Genomic DNA, 21,232 nt, shown 5'->3' on the forward strand with positions numbered 1-21,232 from the left:
ATATAGATCTAATCTATAAGATGACTTTAAAATTTAAGGGCAATTGAGTTCAGCACTCAATTGCCCTATTTATGTGTTCTAATCTATATAGCCATCTTTTTTCAATTTTTTATCTGTCAAATACTCACGTATGACCAATGTTGCAATAATAATGATGGCTTCTAAGATCGCTACTGTGACGGTTAGTTTGGTAAATACTTCGACACTGAGCAACTCAAACCATAATTGAGCGATGGCTAATAAACCCCATAAAACTGAAATAATAAGTGCACTAAAGACACCGTATTTCATTTTTCTCTCTCCAAAACAACTACATAAGCTTCGCGCTTCCAAAAAAGCAGCATACGACGAATATCCTTTTCCATTGTAATCACCGCCCAGCCTTGCTGTGCATTTTGATTTAAAAAATTGGTGAATTTAACAGGATCAACTTTTGAAGAGCCAAGCAGCAAAGATCCCAGCATACCTTCTTGATAGATAACAACTTTATATTCTTTCATCAATATAGTTCTTTATGGTTATAGTGAAATGAACAAATGTTCAGAGCAAAGTATAACGATCGCTTTTTCCTAAAACAACAAAGTTTTAACTGTCAATTTACTCAGCATTTTTTTCAATTTTATGCTTTAATATACACAGTATGAGATGAGCCTTATATGAGTATCACGCGAGTGATACGACTAGCCCCAACCATGGGGCTTTTTATTGTTTTCTACTCAGCTCACATTGTTGTGTTTCATTGTTCAATTCTGACAGAACGAGACTGTGAATTTCACATGTTTTCACAGGGTCCTGCTCATAAGCCGAATTAAACCATGCAGCAGCTTTTTCAAAATCTTGCTGTACGCCTAGCCCACCTAAATAAAAACTTGCTACGCTAATTTTTCCGTTCAAATCATTTGCTTCCGCAGCCTTTAAAATCCATGGATAAGCTTTTTTATAATTCGGCTTTCCATCTGTACCTGTATAGTAAATCATGCCTAACCGGTGCTGATACTTTGCCAATCCTTTTTCTGCTAAAAGTACTGTAGGTTTTTCTGCAAGTAGTAGATCATTCTTTGTATACTAATAATAGTCGGCCAATTGTTCGATATCTTCTTGCTTGCCTTTATGAGCAAATTCAATTAAAAGACTTTCCAATTTTTTCTCATTCCTTGGAATGAGTTCATATTTATGCATAATCAAAAGCATACGCTTTGAATCATCTAAGTTTCTTTCAGCACCGATCTCAAACCATTTTGCGGCTTCTGCATAATCTACTTTTACTCCTACACCTTTGTAATACATCAATCCCAAATTTTGATTTGCTGAGCGATGCCCTAAGGCAGAAGCACGCTTATACAGCGCTATGGCTTCAGGCAGATTAATCTCCACACCTTCTAGCCCCATATGTTTCAGTACAGCCAAATCATAAAGCGCCTGTTTATCGTTATTTTTTGCTTGAACGATGGTCTTTCGGACATCAATTTCGGCTGAAAAGGTTATAGAAAATGGAAGTGCTGTTAATACAAATAGCATGAAAAATTTGATGTAAGGTAAATGATATTTTAAAACTTTCATTGTTTATTATTCTTAATCAATAAGATGGTGAAAAATGAAATGCTAAAGCACTCTATCTAGATGCTTTAGCATTTTTTAAAGCTATATATAGTATTAACCAAAGAAGCCTATCGTTGCCTGAATGACCACAGCATTGACAATATCTACAAAAAACGCCCCTGTCAAAGGTATGATCAAAAAGGCTTTATGTGATGGCCCATAAGTGTTGGTTACTGCCTGAATATTGGCAATCGCTGTAGGCGTCGCACCGAGGTTTACGCCGCACTGCCCTGCACAAAGTACCGCTGCATCGTAGCTTTTTCCCATGATTCTAAAAGTTACAAAGTACAGATACAGTGCTAAAACGAGGGTTTGTACCAGTAAAATAATCACCAGTGGGCCTGCAAGATCTGCCAATAACCAGAGCTGCAATGACATCAGCGCCATCGATAAAAACAGCGCCAATGATGCATTACCAAAGACATCGATACAGCGATCAAACATTTCTATTTTAAAGCCAAGCTCAAGGGTATTTCTTAAAAATACACCACACGCTAAAGCCCAAACGAAGGTAGGTAATTCAAACCACTGTCCACGAGCAAACTTTGTCATGAAATAAGCAAAGCTGATACAGATGGCAAACATCCCCATCGTTTTGACGGCATCATCTGCGGTAATTAAACGAGTTTTTTCAGGATATTCGAAAGGTGCCGTTTCAGATGCAGGCGGTGCTTCATTACGGCCTGTTGTCGGTACAAGTTCTTCTGCCAACTGAAAACGGCGGATGAGGAATTTCGCCACTGGCCCGCCCATCATGCCGCCAATCACCAAGCCGAAGGTTGCACTTGCCATACCGAGTACGACTGCACCTTGTATACCATGATCTTGTTCAAAGACTGTACCCCATGCGCCTGCTGTACCGTGACCACCTGTAAGTGTTACGGAACCTGTAATTAAGCCGATGAGCAGATCTAATCCTAAAACTTTGGCCAAGCTGATACCGACGATGTTTTGCAGCATGACAAATACAATCACACAACCTAAAAACAGCACCAGCGCCTTTCCGCCTTCTTTGAGTTTTCCAAGACTTGCGCTCAAGCCTACCGATGTAAAGAACATCAGCATGAATATTTGCTGGATTTTGACATCAAAATTTACGGTGATATTAAAGTTTTTAAATAATATAAATGTGATAATCGCAGCGACCAAACCGCCTGCTACAGGTTCAGGAATGTTGTATTTTTTCAGGATGGAAATTTTGTGTATGAAGAAATAACCGATAAATAAAACCAAAACCGCCACGACAATTGTAAAAAAGCATCTAGCTCATAATTCATAATTTAATCTTAAGTGCTCAATTTTATTTACCTTTTTACATAATCATTGGAGTTTTTTCAGCTAGAAAAATGTAAATAAGCTATTTACGCCCCTTCTTCTACTACACATTTTTGAAGCCTAATAAGTGAAATAAATAAAAATGCTCAGCGTATGTGATGTGCTGAGCATTAGTTATTTATGACTGAATATAAAGATTTTTGAGATATTATTTTATGTCGAATACCCAGTTATGCGCTTCTTTATCACTGGTGGTTTCACAGACATAGTAATCTTGATCCCACGCATCTTGGTTAAAGATTTCTTTTTTGTGGTAAGTCATCTGTTTGCCATTTTCGACGCAAACAAAGCTTTCACCTTGGTCTTTGACTTGGGTTCCGTTAAGGAAACCGCCAATGCAGAGGAAGCGAGATTGTTTAGGCATTCAATTTACTCATCATACGATTCATAAAATTATCATAATTACCTATTTGATGTTTCCAAAATTCATCTTTCTCAATATTTTTTATAAAATTAAGAGGGTCAATATTTTTCACATCACTTTCTTCATCGAATGAACTATTTACAATCGAATCCATAAAATCAACTTTTCCATTTAAAGATATAATTATTTCATCCATTGATATTTTTAAATGATTATCAAAATAGTGATGATCAAACTCTAAGGTTGTATCTATAATCCAAGAGTGAATTTTTACATCATCTAAATTTTCAAAAAATTGATTTAAAAAACCATTTTTCACAAATTCAACTTTTTTGGAAAGTTGATAAGCAGCCTTATTCAGAGTGAAATTTCGATATTCATAAATTTCTTGAATACTACTTTTAATATAAGTCGATTTAACTTCTACGACGATAACATGATTTTCACATATAGCAATAAGATCAATTTCACCAACTTCTCTATCTACAGGTTGATATTGGCAAAATACATTAAACCCAGCATTCTTAAACTTCTCAGCTAAATTTAATTCAATATTATCTGTTTCACTTTTAAGTTCTAAACGATTTTTATGCAGCTTACGCACATAATTAATCATCATCGTATTTACATTTTGAAATGCAGTTAGCCATGGAAATTGAAAAACGAAATTATCAATTTTGTAAAATGGCTTTTGTTGAAATGTTGAATGATAATCTTCACTATACAAATCACAAGTCCAAAAATTCAAAATTTGTTCCATTTTCTTTTTTTTGACAGTATTTGAACTGCCTTTTACCCATGATGACATTCTTTTAATCTTATCTTCTTGCCTTGCAAATGTGAAAGGCATTCTATTTTCACCTATTACAAAACCATGCATAGCTAGTTCTGTTAAAGCATGCAAATTACTTTCAGCATGAGGTAAAAAACCTATAAATTTTTCTATATGATCTTTTAAATAATGAGCTTGTGATAAAGTCATAGTAATCATGATTTCATATGCATCTAATTTTTGTTGATTAATACTGAAGTCTAAAATTCCATAAACTTGTTCTAATTGTTCTTTAACAGCAAAAGCCTTAGATAAAGCAACTGCATTAGCTTCTAAGTTATGACCAGTATTTATAATGCTATATATAACATCGGAATTTAACAGTTTTTTAGTACCAATACCCAACCAATAACTTATGAGTAATGAATTTTTCTCTGACCAATTATCTTTTTTATCTTTTGTATTAGTATAAATCAATTCTGAATTTTTCAGCTCGTAATTTACCTGCTTATCAAAACTAAACGACTCTAGTACATTTCTTTTATAATTAATAATCTCAATTTTGATAGCCACAAGCTTTTTATACAATTCATACTGCTCTTGAAGTAGCGGAGTCATTCCTTCCCCGATTAAGAAAGGCATTAATTTATTTTTCAGTGCTAATCCTATTGATTGATCCGTCAGTTTTTTAGTATTTTTTTTAGAAAATTTAACTATTTCATCAAAAGCTTTCCAAACTGTTTCTGCTGAATTATTTTCATTTTCATCAAACTGATAAGGCAAATAATTAAAGTAATCCTGATTTGGAATCAAATATTCATATGCATATAAACTTCCAAAAGCCATAGCCGTAATTTGACCAATATTTAGCCTATTCTTAATATCTTCATAAATGTCTAATCGATGCTTATATTGTGATTGTAAATACTCTTCAGTCTGAAAAAATATAGACATTTTTTCTATATTAACTTCTTGTTTAATTTCATTTAGTACAGACCAGGAATGATGTTCCGTATTAAGGATTATGCCAGAATAACGCACAGCTAAAATAAAGCTTTGAACATCAAGTTTTAAATAATTTAGACAAATACTTTTATCAACCAAATTAAAGCGAATATATTGGCTTAGTGCGAGAATATAATTTTCGCTTTGTGCATCATCAACTGTCAAAAATTTAATAAAACTTGATTGCCAAAACATATCAAATTTATTTTTAAATGTACCAAGCTTGGGTTGTGAACTTTTATATAAGAGGTTTTGGACAATTTTTTCTTTTGCTACTTCAAAACCAAACTTTGCTACAAGAAATTCAAATTTATTTTCGTAATAATTTTGCATAAAAAATAAGGGCTGATTAATCAGCCCTTATTTTTAACTCAATTAAAATTATTTTTCAATAACTTAGCTTAATTGAGCAGCAGCAATTTTCTTAGTATCAACATCTTTAGAAGCGTCAGTATAGTCGCTCATTTTGTCGAAGCTTAAATATTGGTAGATGTCAGCAGACATGCTATCAATTTGAGCTGCGTATTCTTGGTACTCAGCTGGAGTTGGTAATTTACCAAGTACAGCAGCAACAGAAGCAAGCTCAGCAGAAGCTAAGTAAACGTTCGCACCTTGACCTAGACGGTTCGGGAAGTTACGAGTAGAAGTCGATACACAAGTAGTGTTCGGAGCTACACGTGCTTGGTTACCCATACATAATGAACAACCTGGCATTTCTGTACGAGCGCCAGCTTTACCATAGATGTTGTAGAAACCTTCTTCCATCAATTGACGTTCGTCCATACGAGTTGGAGGAGCCAACCATAGACGAGTAGATAAAGAACCACCAGGAACTTTGTCTAGAAGTTTACCAGCTGCACGGAAGTGACCAATGTTAGTCATACATGAACCAACGAATACTTCGTCAATTTTTGTACCAGCAACGTCAGAAAGCAATTTAGCGTCATCTGGGTCGTTCGGGCAGCAAAGAACTGGTTCAGTAATTGTAGAAAGGTCAATTTCATACACTTTAGTGTATTCAGCATCTGGATCTGCTTTGATTAGGCTTGGGTTCGCTAACCATTTCTCCATGTTTTCTACACGGCGCGCCATAGTACGAGCATCGCCATAACCTTCAGAAATCATCCATTTCAACATAGTAATGTTTGATTTAAGGTATTCAGCAACTTTCTCTTCAGAAAGCGTGATAGAACAACCAGCAGCTGAACGTTCAGCAGATGCGTCAGAAAGTTCGAACGCTTGCTCAACAGTAAGGTCAGTTTCCATTTCTGTAAGGTCGATCTCAAGGATACGGCCAGAGAAGATGTTCTTCTTACCTTTTTTCTCTACAGTTAAGTCGCCTTCTTGGATCGCAACGTAAGGAATCGCATGTACTAGGTCACGTAGAGTGATACCAGGTTGCATTTTACCTTTGAACTTAACAAGAACAGACTCAGGCATGTCTAGTGGCATAACGCCAGTTGCAGCAGCAAACGCTACAAGACCAGAACCCGCTGGGAATGAAATACCGATTGGGAAACGAGTATGCGAGTCACCACCAGTACCAACTGTATCTGGAAGAAGCATACGGTTTAACCAAGAGTGGATAATACCATCGCCTGGACGTAGAGAAACACCGCCACGGTTCATGATGAAATCAGGAAGCGTGTGCTGCATTTGAACGTCAACTGGTTTTGGATACGCAGCTGTATGACAGAAAGATTGCATAACTAGGTCAGCAGAGAAGCCTAGGCAAGCAAGATCTTTAAGTTCGTCACGAGTCATTGGACCTGTTGTATCTTGAGAACCAACAGTAGTCATCTTAGGTTCACAGTAAGTACCTGGAAGTACACCTTGACCTTCAGGAAGACCACAAGCGCGACCAACCATTTTTTGAGCTTGAGTGAAGCCTTTACCAGTAGCTGCAGGTTGAACTGGAGTACGGAATAAAGTTGAAGGTGCAAGACCAAGAGCTTCACGAGCTTTAGTTGTTAAACCACGACCAACGATAAGGTTGATACGGCCACCAGCACGTACTTCATCTAAAAGAACTGGAGTTTTAAGTTCAGATTCAGCGATTTGAACGCCGTCTTTGAACGCAGTTACTTTAGCAGCAGCGTGGTCGATTTTAAGCGTGATTTCGTCGCCCATGTTCATGTTTTGAACATCGATTTCTACTGGCAATGCACCAGCATCTTCCATTGTGTTGAAGAAAATCGGAGCGATTTTAGAACCTAAGCAATAACCACCGTCTTTTTTGTTCGGAATGTGAGCAATTTCGTCACCAAAGAACCAAAGTACAGAGTTAGTTGCTGACTTACGAGAAGAACCAGTACCAACAACGTCACCTACGTAAGCAACTTGGTTGCCTTTCGCGATAAGCTCTTTGATTTGGCTAAGTGGACCAACTTCGCCAGGAACTTCTGGATTGATACCGTCACGTACGTTTTTAAGCATTGCGTTAGCATGTAACGGAATGTCTGGACGGCTCCACGCGTCTTGTGCAGGTGACAAGTCGTCTGTGTTCGTTTCGCCAGTTACTTTGAAAACTGTAAGTTTGATTTCTTCAGGAACGTCTTTACGGCTAGTGAACCATTCAGCATCTGCCCAAGATTGCATAACTGCTTGTGCATTCGCATTGCCCGCTTTTGCTTTATCAGCAACGTCGTGGAAGGCATCAAATACAAGAAGAGTTTTCTTAAGTGCGTCAGCAGCTAATTCACCAAGCTCTGCATCATCAAGAAGTGCAACTAAAGGAGCAACGTTATAACCACCAAGCATAGTACCTAGTAGGTAAACCGCACGTTCTTTAGTTACTAGTGGAGAAGTCGCTTCACCTTTTGCCAAAGCAGCTAAGAAAGCAGCTTTAACGTATGCAGCTTGGTCAACACCCGCTGGAACACGGTTTTCTAGTAAATCAACTAAAAATGCTTCTTCGCCAGCTGGTGGGTTTTTTAATAATTCAACTAATGCAGCTGTTTGAGCATCGTCAAGTGGCTTCGGTGGGACTCCGAGTGCGGCACGTTCTTCAACGTGTTGGCGGTAAGCTTCTAGCACGGTGTTATTCCTCTTTTTTAAAAAATTATTTACGCATTCCTGCTTTAAATAAAGCTACGCAAATAATATGGACTGCTAAATTTTACTAAAATTCCAGTTAAAAGTTAATGCACTACAAGTGTTTCTTCGTGATGCCCGTTATTTTATAAATAAATGATCCTCATATCGTTTATACATTAAGCAAAATCAATAATTAGAACACGCTTTTCTTGCGCATATTAACTTTTGACTAAAATTAACCATCAAAAAAAGGCAACTAAATGTTGCCTGTTTTTATCAGTATTGGATATTCCACCTTAGTGTACAGTGGTTGCAGTGATATATTGCTGAAGTTCTGCTCGATCGCCTGTAAATCTGAGGCACCATTCGTCCTGACATGTGGTTTGATGTTGATTACTTGCAAAGCTGATATCGACCAAATAACGCTGAGAAAATTCATCTATTTTTTGGCGTAATGTGACTTTATCTCCAATGCTGAGCACGTAGTTCCCACCACCGATAATTGCTACGCCTTGTTCATCTTCTAGGAGTAGATCTGAGTGATGCATATAACCTATAACGTCCATATTCTGCTCCTCTACTGTTTTTTATTCTCCATTTCATTATTCATTAAAAAGATTTGCTTTTCTATATTTATGATTTAGCAAGTTGTCACAATTTGTATTTTGCCTTGCTTAGGCTATTTTTAAATCTTTAAGCATTTCATGCTCCAAATAACCCGAAGATAAATATGCATTCGCAAAATAAACATGAACTCAATCATATGGCTAAACAACGGATAGTTACCCAGTTGTAACTACTCACTGCTGAATACAGCCTTTAGGTTTTGCTTTACGCGCTTTCTCGCATAAAAAACCGTTCCTTAGAACGGTTTATAATCTGGCATTTCAGTATGCGGTGTTGCGATACATTTTTCAGTAAACTCAGCACGAATTTTTTCACGTGCTTTTTCAACATCAGTATTAATCTCAGCTTGCGGCAAGGCATAAACTTCATCAATGATGTTCAGGATAAATCCTTTGGTGGTTTCATCCTCAATTTTGTTGGCATGCTCAACTGCTTTGTCTTTTTCAATTGCATTTTGACGATCTAACATAATCGTACGTGCAGCATTACCTACACTGCGGCAGTAACCCTGCCACTGCTCTTCAGGGGTTAATGGTTTTTTTTCAGCACAGCCGACCAAAGCCACCATAACGGATAAAGCAAATAACTTTTTCATGAACTTCTCCTTACGAGGGGCAATATAAAAGATCGTAATGGATTTGTCATTTAAATTAGTCGTAGCCGAACAAACAAAAAAAGCCCTTTCGGGCCTTTTTTATGCGTTTGAATTAACCACAAGTTGCTTGAATAATCTTTTGATTGATTGGATTTACAGTGACGGTGACGCGCTCTACACGATAATCCATTGTTACTGGCTGCCCAGGTTTTACTAGACGGACAATTTGAGCTTGGCTAATCGCCTTGATCTGATCTTCAGTCAATTTTGCTTGGCCAATCAGCGTCTTGGCCTTATCAGCGACACATTGAGTTTGGCTACTACGGAATAATGCCCACTCTTCAACCACTTGCCCGTTTGGCAAATGGCAATACCCGACCTGACCATTTGCTTCATCACGAATTTCAAGTTTACCTTTTTGCTCGACACAATATTGGCTGGCTGGATTTGCCATACCAATTTTTTCTGGTGTCGTTTCAGTTTGTTGTGTTGTACTACAACCCGCCATAAATGCTGTCAGTGCAGCTAAAATCCATATATTTTTCATCATGTGTATTTCTGAATATAAAAATTTAACTTATCAATTTTATGGCAAATACACGAGTTGTTTATTGCAATTTTTAGCAATCTTTCTGCTTTCTGTGATTAGGCAGCAATGTACCCTTTGTTCAAAATACAGCACATCATTTTCTTTGAGCCGATGATGATTTTTGAAATATTTAAAACGACTCAACTTGTCGCAGTTTTGATTTTAAAGGTTTTATAAATTTGAAAAATGACCTGCCCAACGCGTATGCTAAAAAAAGTAATTTTCTTCAAACACGCCACGTTGCGTAGGAGCAAAATATGTCAAAAAAACTGCCGATTTATTTTTCGGACGAAGCTTGGTCGTCTTTGCAACAGCTCATGGGCGCAGATGGCAAACCCAGTCCCACCATCAATGCCCTGCTTGAAAGGCAATCTCAAGAACTATCTATGGATCCATTTTTGGATTCTTCGCTCAATGTTCAGCCTGTTCAGAAAAATACCCGTATTGAACTTCCCGTTGCCTTGGAACGTATTCCTGCTGGCCCAGCTTTCGCCAATAAAGATGTTTTTGAAAAAGTCTTAGACCTAAATGATTATTTGGTAATTAATCCGCTCGCTACATTTATTGCACATGTCGATAGCGAGTCATTACTCAATGCTGGCTTTGAAATTAATGATACTTTTTTGGTAGATCGTAGCTTAGAAGCCAAACATGGCGATATCGTCGTTGCACTGATTGATAATCGTGAAATCACCTTAAAACGTTTGATGATCACCGCGAAAATGTCAAAAGAAGAAATTGCCGACATTTTTGGTGACCCCAATAAAGTCTTACCCAAAATTTGGCTGAAAGCAGAAAATCCGGCCTATGCGCATATTATCCCTTCAGATAGCGAATCTATCGTTGTTCAGGGTGTTGTGACTTTTAATTTAAAGCAATTTTATAAGCGCTCATCACACACCTAAACACAAGAATTCGTCATGAAAGCTGAAAATAAAATATTTGCGTTAGTTGACCTCAACAACTGCTACGTCAGTTGTGAGCGTGTCTTTAACCCAAAGCTGAATAATGTCCCTGTCGTCGTGCTGTCCAATAACGATGGCTGTGTTGTATCACGAAGCCAGGAAGCCAAAGACCTTGGGATTAAAATGGCTGTGCCGGTCTATCAAATTCAAGATTTAATCCAACAACATCATGTTCAGGTGTTATCGAGCAACTATGCTCTCTACACCGAAATGTCTAATCGATTTATGAATATTTTAGGCCTGTATGTCGGCCCCGAAGACCGTGAAGTTTACTCGATCGATGAGTGTTTTTTAGATTTCACTGCCTATCAAGAACTGTTTGATTTGAGCCTATATGCCAAAGAAATACGAGATACGATCCTAAAATGGCTAGGTTTAACCTGCTGTGTCGGGATTGGTCGCTCTAAAACGGAAGCCAAAATGGCCAACCATTTTGCCAAAAAAAATGCTTATTTGAACGGTGTGTGTAATTTAGTTGAAATGGACCTTTGTTCCTCAGAACAACTCCTTGCGCAGACACCAGTCAATGAAGTTTGGGGCGTCGGTCGCAATCATACAAAAGCCCTGAATCAGCTTGGCATTCATTATGTTTTAGATCTGATCAATGCACAGCCTAAAGATATTCGAAAAAAATTTAGTGTGGTGATGGAAAAAACCGTCTTGGAACTGCAAGGTCTATCTTGTCTGTCTATTGAAGAAGAAGCACCGAGCAAACAGCAAATTATCAGTAGTCGTTCCTATGGTCAGCCAGTCTACGAACTGGAAGATATTAAAGCCTCTATTCGTGTATATATCGCGCGAGCCGTCACACGTTTAAGAGCAGATCATTCTCTATGTCGTATGGTGGGAGTGTTTATTCAAACGAGCCGCTTTAATTCTACTGAAAAATACGCACCTTATCTGGCCATTACACTGAATGAGCATACCGATGACTTAATTAGTATCACCCAAGCAGCAACGCGTGCCGCCGAAAAAATCTTTAAAGCGGGATTTAAATATAAAAAAGCCGGTGTGGTGTTATTAGAAATCATTCCAAAACAAAACTTTACCCCAGATTTGTTTTGCGATATGGCGTTAAGACAAAGCCGTTTGAAACTGTCCGACACCATCGACGATATTCAAAAAAAATTTGGGCATCATTTTGTCTCGATCGGCTTAGCGCAGGACGATGCTGCCACATGGCGGATGAAAAAAAATCTGTGTTCCCCCGCTTACCTGAGTAATTGGAACGAACTGCTTCGTGTGAAATAAAACGTTTGATTGAAACGCTACGCTGTAGTGGCGCTGTTAATGTCTGCTGTGTTAACCGAAATGATCATTTGCAATTGCTGAATATTTATTTAGTATTTAAATGAATATTCATTTGTATATTCTCCTATTTTAAATTATGTCTGATGTTCAATTAACGCTGAGCGAATACCTATCTGCGGTCAAAGAAGTCATTCAATTGGCTTTTGATGATGCCGTGTGGGTCAAAGCCGAGATTCGAAATTTAAACATCAAAGGTGGACATTACTATTTAGAATTGGCTGAAAAAGAACAAGAAAGTGATAGAGTCATTGCCAGTTGTAAGGCCACAATTTGGAAATTTACTGCAAATAAAGTTGTCGGAAAATTTGAACGTGAAAGCGGCATTGAGCTCAGTCGTGACTTAAATGTCTTGGTTAAAGTGCGTGCCAAATTTGACCCGCAGTACGGCTTTTCAGTCAATATCGAAGAAATTGATTCGAGTTTTACCTTGGGTGATCTGGCTCGACGTTATCAACAAATTTTAGAAAAACTCACCAGCGAAGGTCTGATTCATAAAAATCAAAACTTGCCTGCGCCATTTGATATTCAGCATGTCTTGGTTGTCGCGCCTGAAAATGCGGCAGGCTTAGGTGACTTTAAAAAAGATGCAGATGCGCTACAACATGCAGGCGTGTGTGAATTTGTCTATCATGCTGCAACCTTTCAAGGAAATACCGCAGCACAGAGTATCCGAGATGCTTTGGCACTGGGTTTAAGACAATGGGCAAATGACTTTCAAACTGCGCCAGATTTGATCGTGATTATTCGTGGTGGTGGTGCCGTTAACGATCTTGCTTATCTGAATGATTATGATTTGGCTGCACTTCTATCTAAGCGTAGCGTGCCAATTTGGGTCGGTATCGGCCATGAAAAAGACCGTACGATCTTAGATGAAATTGCACATCGTTCTTTCGACACCCCGAGTAAAGTGATTGGGGGTATTCGTAATCATATTGTTGAGCGAACACAGGACGTTTTAGAGGTATTACAAAGCATTCAACTACGCTCTCAACATCAAATTGCCCTTTATCAAAGTCAAAATGATCAGTTACTACAGGTCATTAAGACCTTGGCACAGAGTCAAATCAATGACTCAACTCGGCTATTACAACAACACCAAGATAACACTGCTTATTTTGCTCAGTTACAACTTAAAACAGCTGCACAGAATATTGAAATACTCATGCGTGAGACTTTGCTGCAAAACCCTGCACATGTGCTCTCCAAAGGTTATGCCATCGTCCGGCAGCAAGGTCACGCCATTCATGCAACGCAAAATCTTCAGCCTTCCACGCATTCACCGATTGAAATTGAAATGCAAGACGGCATCATCACGGCTGACATTCAACATATACAGGTAAAAAATCATGACGACTGATACTCTAAGTTTTAAAGAAGGCTATGAAGTTTTAAAACGTAATGCTGAATTACTCGAATCTCAGCAAGAACCCGATATTGATAATCTTATGAAAATCGTTGAAGAGTCGATGCAAGCCTATAAAGCCTGTAAGTCTCGTGTTGAAGCGGTACAACAGGCACTGAATGATACGTTTAAAGATTGATTTCTCAGCTCATCATTTGTATAAAAAACGCAGCCTAAGCTGCGTTTTTTATACTCAAATTTTGACTTCTCTTAGAAGCGCCAGTTATAGAACAAGTCGATTGCACGCTCTAAAGACTGACTCGCTTCCAAGTACAAACGTTGATTCATTTGATAACGTAAGGTCAATTTATTCACAGGTGTAAATACTCCGACGCCATAACGAATGAATAAGTCAGGTGTGATATAACCCGTCACAGAAACCTGAGTATCATCCCCTGTTCCTTGAGCATCCAATGCCAAACCACTCAAACCAAATGTACGACCAATTTGATTGGTCAATGCACGTGTACCACCCAAGCCCATACTAATACCGGCTGCAGCAATCGTGTTGTTCACATCAGAACGGAAACCTTCCGCCTGACTTAAACCTGAACTTCCTTCATTAATACGACCTGTAATTAAGGCATTTAAGGCTTCTTGTTCAGATAGACCTGCATCGTTATACACCTGAATTGCAGGGCTTGATGCTGTACCTGTCACACGAACACCAACGGTACTGCCTTGAACGGCTTTATTGGCATCAATATCTAAAGTTGGGTTCGCCAATGGTCCATTAAAACGGGCAATCGCACGGTTCAAGTCCAGACTTTGACCATAAGCTTCGATTTTCACACGCTGAGAAACACCGATTGCACCATTGGCACGCATTGCTGTTTCTAAACCGCGTTGTGTCAAATTCAAACGACCAATCAACGGAATTCGGCTATCAAAACCTTGGAAAATCACTTGATTACCAATATTTACCTGTACGTCAGCGCGAATATCCCAAGGACGTGCTGATTTTAAGATTTCAAGTTGGTTATCACCTTCATGTACCACACGTACATCTGAAGATACCCCAACCACTGTTGCAGAAGATTCTGGCATCGAAATCAATGCACGCGGCACATCAATTTTACCTTTTAAGGTTAATTTCTTACTGAAAGGAAGCACATCTAAAGATAAATCAGGCGTTACAACAGCGGTGATCAATGGCGCTTGACGGACTAACATTTCATTACCCGTTAAATTCAACTGGATACGTGGATCATTTTTCCAGTCAATATTTCCGGTTAATTTGCCTACACCACGCCCACTGTTAAATGCACCATCAATCGTCGCGTAGTTTTGACGCACAGCAGAATACAACTGAATATTGGTCAAGTTTACAGGCAATGAAATCATGCTAATCGAGCCATTTTTCACTCGAATCTCACCATCCATTAAAGGCTGAGACAATGTTCCGCTAATTTTTGCCGCATAAGACAATGTACCGCCCATTGAACGGACATCTTGTATAAATGGTTTTAAGATTTTCAATTGAACTTGGTTAAAGGCCACTTCACCGCGGATCGGTTTGTTGGCTTTATACGGATCAATAATAATATTGGCATAACCTGTACCAATATCAGGAGCTTTGGTATCGAGTCGAATTTGTAGCCCTTCAGCGACACTTTTCGCAATCAAACCTACTTCATCATATTTTAAAGTGGATGCTAAATACTGTGGGTCTTCTGCTGCTAAACCGAGTAAACCGTCACGAGTCACTAATCGTGCATCAATTTTAGGTTTTGCACCTTTCGCCCAAGACGCTTTTGCATAACCGTTCACTTTACCCGTAATCGCCAGGCCTTCAGGCATAAAGGCAGCAAAGTCGTTTAGGTCTAGGTTTTTTGTCACAAAAGATACATTTCCGCGGTTTTTATTCACACGGATCGGCTGATCAAAACATAATTCGCTTTGCTGACTCATCCAACAATGCGCGCCAACAAATAAGTCAGACTGTGCAGTGTTGTAAATAATCGACGCATTTTGACGCTGTACAAGACGCGTACGCAAGGAGTCAAAATCGCCTTTTTGAATCTGACCGAGCCAATTATTTTGTGCGTTGAAACCACCAGCTAACTGCACATAAAATTTTGATAATTTATTTTCAGCACTGACTTTTAATAAATGCGCATTACGTGTACCGGCCAGTGAAATTTGACCTTTCACAATCTCACGGTTGTTACTGCGTAAATTATCCATCGTTGCCGTTAATAAACTTGGTGAAGTCGCAGAAGTTGGCAACTCGCCTTGCACCCGTATTTTTTTCACACTGAATAAATTATTAAAAGCGAAGTCATCTATTGCGATATTGGCAGATGCTTGCAGTCGTGGCTGTGCTTGAACATTTAAGTAGCCATAAGCACGTCCACGTAGGCCTGCATAAACTTCATATAAAGCTGGTGCATTAATTTTCAATTGTAAATTTTGTGCATTACCAGTGGCTTGAATTTGGTTATTGGCATAAGCCAACAGTAAATTATTCGCTTCAAACTGTTTTGGCATAAAGCCAGATTGATTTGAATTAATCACCATCGCCAAGTTACCTTGACCACGGACAGGTTTGTTATTGATCATACCTGCCAAATTCAGACGTTCAATTTGAATACGTTTTAGCGCATCTGACCACACACCATTGGTTTTTAAATTTCCAGATAATTCACCCCGTACATTTGAGGCAAAATAATGCGGCTTAAAATGCACCAGTGATGCATTAATATCCCAACCAATGGCTTTTTGTAGTAAAACTTGTCCATTGGCTGAAATTTTACCTGCCACGCCATCATGACGCAGTTCGGCTATTTTAATTAATTCAGGTGTGCCAGATACTTTGAAAATCAAACTGCCTTTACTTGCGGCAACTTGGCTTGCATTGAGGCCACCATCATAATTCACAGCAAAAGCTTTAAAGCCTCCACCTTGTTTCTCATCATGGAAAGTCAGCGCAGCAGTAGATTGACCTGTTAAATGAACTGTTTCATTTTGCTGTGCTAGTCGGCCTAACAAATCAATATTATTCAGCTGAATAATCTGTTGATTTGGTTTTGCATAACCATTGGCTTTTAATGACCCTGTAATTTGGTCGACAGGCGCAGCAGCCACGATGGTTTGCGGATTGAACTGCTGTGCTTGTACATTGGCTTGCCATTTCAGCATGCGTTTTTCATCAGGCAATTCTACAACTGCGTTACCTTTGAGCTGACCTTTGTCGGCCACATAACTAAAGGCAGGGACATTGAGATTGTTATTTTTCAGATTCAGTTTGGCTTGATATTGTCCAGCAGGCAGAGCACCTTTTTCATGTCTTGACACGGTGGTCGCCACGTTAATGTTCTGCTGACCTTCTGTAAGCGCCAATTGCACATTGCCCGAATCACTACTCAACCATCCAACATATGGCACTGCACGGTCTATATTTTTCCAAGACACATCCATCAGCATCGGCTGAGCTTTATTATTTTTGGCCGGCGCTTGATCGAGTTTTAAATTCCAAGTTTCATATTGGTCAAAATCCACCAACGCCGTCAGGTGCATGCCTTTTTCAAGGGTACCTTTGGACGCAATATTACTATTTAAACTCACAGGTAGAAAATCTTGAACCACCTGCGGGATCAGCTTATGTTTTGGATTAATTTTATCTAAACGACCACTTACATCCCAAGTGACCTGATCTTTCCAACTCACCACGCCACCCAAGTTGACAGCGCCGCCCATCACTTGACCATTTAGGTTAGTAATATCAAGTTGGTTGACCAAGTCCGTACTCATGAGCGCGGTATATTTACCTTCAGGGATATTGGCACCGCTCAGGTCCGTGTCTAAATCTAAATTGAGACGCTGAATATCCCCTTTGAATTTTGCCAGACCATTTTTAGCAAAAAGCTTTTGCTCCGTCAGTAAAGGTAAATGATAGTTTTTAAATTTGAGTGCACCAAACATCGGGACATGTGGACGCATCGGATGGACCACAGCCCAACCAGTTAGAAGATCTGGGGTATGGGTTGCCACACCAGCTTGAATCGTATCAAGAGATCCTTTAGCTACCACTTGAATATCATGAATGTTCAAGCTTTCACGTAGTGAAGGTAAATTGACAATACCCACAGCATTTAGCGGATACTTGCCTTCAAATTTCATATTCCCAGACGCTTGGCGCACAGATAAATAGCCCATATCCATACGGGTATCTTCAAATTTTAATTCCGTCCCTGACCAAAGCGCTTCATTTAATTCAATGTCATAGAAATCCACACCTGAACTATGGGTTTTAATCAGCATATGATCTAAATCTGCATGATCGACACGAAGGACGAAAGGCAAACGGATTTCACTAAATGCAAAAGGTTTATCGCTAGGTGGGGTCTTGGTAATAATTTGCAGATTTTTAACATCTGCTTTATTTAAATGAATTTCTTTATTAATAATGGCGCGCCAACCGAGTGTAATATCGGCACGGTCAATTTTTACATCGACAGGTTTTAGCGTAACGAGGACATTTCGTAAAATAATGCCCCGCCACAGGTTACCACCTTCATATTCATAGTGAATGATTTGCTGACGTTCCAGAACACGGTCAAGTAAAAACTTACTGCCTTTGTCTGTAGAAAACATGACTGCTAATGCAGCCACCAAAAAGATAAGCACGAACACGAAGGTCAAAATGACACTTCGAAGAATACGACGCTTCTTCGGCAGTTGCTCTACCGGCGTTTCGTTTTCTGGTTCTTGCTGTTCTTGTTCAGTCATAAAAAACACATCACCTAAAAATTATAATTGTGAACCAATAAAGAAATGTAAACGAATTGGTTTGCTGTCGTCAGAAAGTCCGGTAGCGACATCTAAACGAATTGGGCCAATTGGAGAAGCCCAACGTATCCCCACACCTGCGCTATATGCAGTCGGTGTATTGAAGTCTTTATCGTACGCATTACCAAAGTCACTAAAGACCGCAGCACGCCAGCCTTCTTTAAATTGGTAGTTATATTCTAATGAACCCGTTGCCAAGACTTGACCACCAATTTTATAGCCATTTTCTTCGGCAGCTAAACTCTTATAGTCAAAGCCACGAATGGTTTGGTCACCACCGGTAAAGTAGCGTAAGTTATAAGGAACTTTATCAAAGTTCTCTGTCAGAATATAACCTAAATCACTGCGCCCCACGAACTGGTGATTATCATTTTCACCCAATGAATAAATAAAGCGCCAGCCCGCATTCAAGATCGCCATATCAGCATCTGAAAGTAAGCTTTCACTTCCGACTTCAACTTTATAGGTTTGCTTGATCCCTTTACTCGGATTCACACGTTTATCAGAGTCAGTTCGAGAAATTTCATAACCAAACATCAAGGACTGCTGTTCATTATTGGTATTCACCAAGAACGCATCCGGAATGTCATCACTAGGATTAAGTCCGTCATCAGTAACACGGTCTAAACGGTAACGTAAACCAAAAGTATGCTGCCAATTACCACGTGGGTTTTTAATAATCCGGTCAACCCCAGCTACAGCAGATTCAATCGAAAGATTAACACCCTGACCGACATCGTCACGTTCTTCACGCTCATAACCACCAACCAAACTGACATAGTCATTTAATGGATGGTTATATGGAATGTTATAGCGACCATCAATCGATTGACGGATTTTGGATACTTCCATGTTGGCGTCAAAAGAATGACCACGTTTGTTTACAATGGCACGGCGATACTGCCCACGAACACGTGTACCGGTGTCGGTACCAAAACCAGCACCAATTTCTGCACTATTCAACTTATCTGCATTTAGTGTCACGATCACAGGGACTTTTTTATCTTCACGTGCTTGCGCTTTTAAACGTTCTTGTTCTGCTTGTTTAGCATCTTGCGTATCTTGCAAACTGCGTAATTTAGAGGATTGCTCTGCATCATTCACCCCCGCAAATTGGTCTTCATCAACCACTTTTTGCGTGACTTCCTTATTCGACATCACTTCCGTTTTGTCTTTCACTACTTGTGAACTTTCAGACAACTGATTTTGATCGACCAAGGTCTGAATATCTGGTGGCAGTTCAAGCGGCTTTTCAATTGGGTCTGGTCGAATCGCATCGACTAGCGTGTAGTTAAAATAGCGAGAGTTGGTCAGGTTATTGGCCAAACCATTCACACGCCAGAAAGTATAGTCAGCACCGTCTTTCCACGTCACCAAACTTTCTAAAATATCGCGATCCAATGGAAACTCTGCATTAGGATCACTCATTCGAAATTCGACTTCGCCAAGCTTATAACGCTCACCCGTTTCAAATCGCAAATTTATATCGGCTGTATTTTGTGGTTGAGCCACTCTTACATCGTGCAAACGCCAGTACGAGTCGAAATAACCGTTATTAGTTGCTGCATCATTAATTCGGCCTTTCGTCGTTTCGTATTCACCATGATTAAGAATGTCACCTTCTTCCTGATCTGGTAAAACACCAATCACCTGAAACTGAGCTTGATTTGCTCCAGCCCCTGAAAATTCAATATTTTGCTTTTGAATTTGCACAGGCGTATTTGGTGTAACCAATACACGAACTTTACTATCAGACACTTTTTCAAATTTGAATTCTGACTGATAAAAACCTACAGCTTGTGCAGCTTGATTGGACAAGCTGCGTAATTGAGGCAAAGCCGATGGAAAATCGCTAAAAGACTCTTGAGTAAAACTTGAAAGCTTGCCTTTAATATTGGCTTTGAGATCCTCCAGTGCCGCACCATAGGCCTTACTCGACGTTTGACTGGTATTATGTGCTGAGGTAATTTCAACATCCGCACTAATTCGTGGCACTTTTGCCGTATTCATCTGACGTGGCGGACGCACTTTATATAATAAGCGCTTAAAAATACCCGGCTCTGCATCATCTTCCACAGTTGGATTATTCAGCTCTTGCAGCGTACTGGCATTTTCATTTTGTGTTGCAATAATTTCATTATCAGAGCGAATTTCACTCATGAGCTGATCAATATTGACTGGCGCTTGGTTAATTTCCGTTAACTCTTTTTGGGTAATGTCCGCAACAGCAACTTCTGTTTGTTGTGTCGCACGGTACTCCTGCGCCTGACGTTTGGCTTCTTCAGCAACTTGAAAGATTTCATTCGCCATGTTTTGATCAACAGGTGTCACGGGTAAGTTTTCTAAATCTTCAAACTCAATGGGTTTAAATTCTTGTAGTTGTGTTCCTGCTTGCTGCTGTTCTTGCAGCATTTTCATGCTATCAACAGATTCTTCCGGCTCATTTATATTTTCAATTTTTTCAATTGCTTCAGGCGTCGACAGCCCTTGCTTTACAGCCTCATTCTTGATTTCAGTAACAATCTCTGCTTTTGTATCTGCAGAGGTTGGAACAGTTTCCGCGGGAGTTTGGGCGAAACTATGCTGAGCACACAAGGTCAAAAAGATGCTCATATATAGACTTTTATTGCTATGATGCTGGCGTATGCAGTGAGCCATACTGTGATGAAGCATTGTTTTTTTAAACTTGATTTTTGCAGGCATAGCAAACTCTAACAAATTTCATTATGTAATGGACTTAGTCAATCAGATGTAGAGCTAAAGATCTTATATCTATTGGTTTTTCGCCATCTCCAAACTCAAAAACATATTACATGATTTTTTTAGAGATTTTACCAATCA

16 protein-coding genes and 1 pseudogene are annotated in these 21,232 nt (G+C 39.2%); 4 read left to right on the plus strand and 13 right to left on the minus strand.

Features of this window, described 5'->3' with window-relative positions; translation table 11 throughout:
• Positions 1–78: 78 nt before the first annotated feature.
• The 11 genes and pseudogenes from FTU02_RS13085 to FTU02_RS13135 all read right to left on the minus strand — a co-directional run bounded on the left by FTU02_RS13085 (position 79) and on the right by FTU02_RS13135 (position 9,880).
• A complete protein-coding gene (locus FTU02_RS13085; protein ID WP_180004964.1) occupies positions 79–291 on the minus strand; it encodes a hypothetical protein in 213 nt (70 codons plus the stop codon).
• Entirely contained in the window at positions 288–500 is a 213-nt protein-coding gene (locus FTU02_RS13090) for a DUF4177 domain-containing protein (RefSeq protein ID WP_078193931.1), read from the minus strand. The genes FTU02_RS13085 and FTU02_RS13090 overlap by 4 nt, the downstream gene beginning before the upstream one ends.
• Positions 501–702: 202 nt before the next feature.
• The gene (locus FTU02_RS13095) at positions 703–1,005 is read right to left on the minus strand and encodes a tetratricopeptide repeat protein (protein ID WP_180157489.1); all 303 of its coding nucleotides are present in this window, start codon (positions 1,003–1,005) and stop codon (positions 703–705) included.
• 60 nt (positions 1,006–1,065) lie between these two features.
• Complete coding sequence (locus tag FTU02_RS13100) at positions 1,066–1,560, minus strand: tetratricopeptide repeat protein (protein ID WP_180157491.1); 495 nt, start codon at positions 1,558–1,560, stop codon at positions 1,066–1,068.
• 93 nt (positions 1,561–1,653) lie between these two features.
• Positions 1,654–2,876, minus strand: a pseudogene (gene gltS / locus FTU02_RS13105) (sodium/glutamate symporter).
• Between the two features lie 206 nt (positions 2,877–3,082).
• A complete protein-coding gene (locus FTU02_RS13110; protein ID WP_078193934.1) occupies positions 3,083–3,298 on the minus strand; it encodes a hypothetical protein in 216 nt (71 codons plus the stop codon).
• The gene (locus FTU02_RS13115; protein ID WP_180077018.1) at positions 3,291–5,408 is read right to left on the minus strand and encodes an NERD domain-containing protein; all 2,118 of its coding nucleotides are present in this window, start codon (positions 5,406–5,408) and stop codon (positions 3,291–3,293) included. The genes FTU02_RS13110 and FTU02_RS13115 overlap by 8 nt, the downstream gene beginning before the upstream one ends.
• Before the next feature lie 63 nt (positions 5,409–5,471).
• Entirely contained in the window at positions 5,472–8,111 is a 2,640-nt protein-coding gene (locus FTU02_RS13120; protein ID WP_180131839.1) for a bifunctional aconitate hydratase 2/2-methylisocitrate dehydratase, read from the minus strand.
• Between the two features lie 296 nt (positions 8,112–8,407).
• On the minus strand, positions 8,408–8,677 hold the full coding sequence (locus FTU02_RS13125; protein ID WP_078193937.1) for a hypothetical protein: 270 nt from the start codon (positions 8,675–8,677) through the stop codon (positions 8,408–8,410).
• A gap of 296 nt (positions 8,678–8,973) precedes the next feature.
• Positions 8,974–9,333 (minus strand): hypothetical protein, encoded by a 360-nt coding sequence (locus tag FTU02_RS13130; protein WP_078193938.1) that lies wholly within the window; start codon positions 9,331–9,333, stop codon positions 8,974–8,976.
• A gap of 112 nt (positions 9,334–9,445) precedes the next feature.
• A complete protein-coding gene (locus FTU02_RS13135; protein ID WP_078189190.1) occupies positions 9,446–9,880 on the minus strand; it encodes an I78 family peptidase inhibitor in 435 nt (144 codons plus the stop codon).
• 299 nt (positions 9,881–10,179) lie between these two features.
• On the opposite strand from FTU02_RS13135, the gene FTU02_RS13140 reads away from it, so the two are divergent.
• The 4 genes from FTU02_RS13140 (at position 10,180) to xseB (ending at position 13,739) form a co-directional block, all read left to right on the plus strand.
• Positions 10,180–10,827: a LexA family transcriptional regulator gene (locus FTU02_RS13140; protein ID WP_078193940.1), complete on the plus strand. Its 648-nt coding sequence runs from the start codon at positions 10,180–10,182 to the stop codon at positions 10,825–10,827.
• Positions 10,828–10,842: 15 nt separating this feature from the next.
• Positions 10,843–12,138: a Y-family DNA polymerase gene (locus tag FTU02_RS13145; protein ID WP_180157493.1), complete on the plus strand. Its 1,296-nt coding sequence runs from the start codon at positions 10,843–10,845 to the stop codon at positions 12,136–12,138.
• A gap of 136 nt (positions 12,139–12,274) precedes the next feature.
• Positions 12,275–13,555 carry an exodeoxyribonuclease VII large subunit gene (gene xseA / locus FTU02_RS13150; protein WP_180157496.1) on the plus strand — a complete coding sequence of 427 codons (1,281 nt, stop codon included), beginning with the start codon at positions 12,275–12,277 and terminating at the stop codon, positions 13,553–13,555.
• Positions 13,545–13,739, plus strand: a complete 195-nt coding sequence (gene xseB, locus FTU02_RS13155) for an exodeoxyribonuclease VII small subunit (protein WP_180004957.1) — start codon at positions 13,545–13,547, stop codon at positions 13,737–13,739. The genes xseA and xseB overlap by 11 nt, the downstream gene beginning before the upstream one ends.
• A 71-nt stretch (positions 13,740–13,810) precedes the next feature.
• On the opposite strand, the gene FTU02_RS13160 is transcribed toward xseB, so the two are convergent.
• Both FTU02_RS13160 and FTU02_RS13165 read right to left on the minus strand, forming a co-directional pair.
• On the minus strand, positions 13,811–18,331 hold the full coding sequence (locus tag FTU02_RS13160) for a translocation/assembly module TamB domain-containing protein (protein ID WP_180157498.1): 4,521 nt from the start codon (positions 18,329–18,331) through the stop codon (positions 13,811–13,813).
• Between the two features lie 21 nt (positions 18,332–18,352).
• Positions 18,353–21,094, minus strand: coding sequence for an autotransporter assembly complex family protein (locus FTU02_RS13165; protein WP_180157500.1), 2,742 nt, complete (start codon positions 21,092–21,094; stop codon positions 18,353–18,355).
• Positions 21,095–21,232 lie beyond the last annotated feature (138 nt).

Source organism: Acinetobacter sp. YH12045, assembly GCF_013419925.1.
GTDB classification, from domain to species: domain Bacteria; phylum Pseudomonadota; class Gammaproteobacteria; order Pseudomonadales; family Moraxellaceae; genus Acinetobacter; species Acinetobacter amyesii.

Coding starts and splice junctions, on each gene's coding strand:
- FTU02_RS13130 (WP_078193938.1), bottom strand. CDS start 9,333: ATGAAAAAGTTATTTGCTTTATCCGTTATGGTGGCTTTGGTCGGCTGT.
- FTU02_RS13110 (WP_078193934.1), bottom strand. CDS start 3,298: ATGCCTAAACAATCTCGCTTCCTCTGCATTGGCGGTTTCCTTAACGGA.
- FTU02_RS13135 (WP_078189190.1), bottom strand. CDS start 9,880: ATGAAAAATATATGGATTTTAGCTGCACTGACAGCATTTATGGCGGGT.
- FTU02_RS13165 (WP_180157500.1), bottom strand. CDS start 21,094: ATGCCTGCAAAAATCAAGTTTAAAAAAACAATGCTTCATCACAGTATG.
- FTU02_RS13100 (WP_180157491.1), bottom strand. CDS start 1,560: ATGAAAGTTTTAAAATATCATTTACCTTACATCAAATTTTTCATGCTA.
- FTU02_RS13145 (WP_180157493.1), top strand. CDS start 10,843: ATGAAAGCTGAAAATAAAATATTTGCGTTAGTTGACCTCAACAACTGC.
- FTU02_RS13140 (WP_078193940.1), top strand. CDS start 10,180: ATGTCAAAAAAACTGCCGATTTATTTTTCGGACGAAGCTTGGTCGTCT.
- xseA (WP_180157496.1), top strand. CDS start 12,275: ATGTCTGATGTTCAATTAACGCTGAGCGAATACCTATCTGCGGTCAAA.
- FTU02_RS13090 (WP_078193931.1), bottom strand. CDS start 500: ATGAAAGAATATAAAGTTGTTATCTATCAAGAAGGTATGCTGGGATCT.
- xseB (WP_180004957.1), top strand. CDS start 13,545: ATGACGACTGATACTCTAAGTTTTAAAGAAGGCTATGAAGTTTTAAAA.
- FTU02_RS13160 (WP_180157498.1), bottom strand. CDS start 18,331: ATGACTGAACAAGAACAGCAAGAACCAGAAAACGAAACGCCGGTAGAG.
- FTU02_RS13125 (WP_078193937.1), bottom strand. CDS start 8,677: ATGGACGTTATAGGTTATATGCATCACTCAGATCTACTCCTAGAAGAT.
- FTU02_RS13085 (WP_180004964.1), bottom strand. CDS start 291: ATGAAATACGGTGTCTTTAGTGCACTTATTATTTCAGTTTTATGGGGT.
- FTU02_RS13115 (WP_180077018.1), bottom strand. CDS start 5,408: ATGCAAAATTATTACGAAAATAAATTTGAATTTCTTGTAGCAAAGTTT.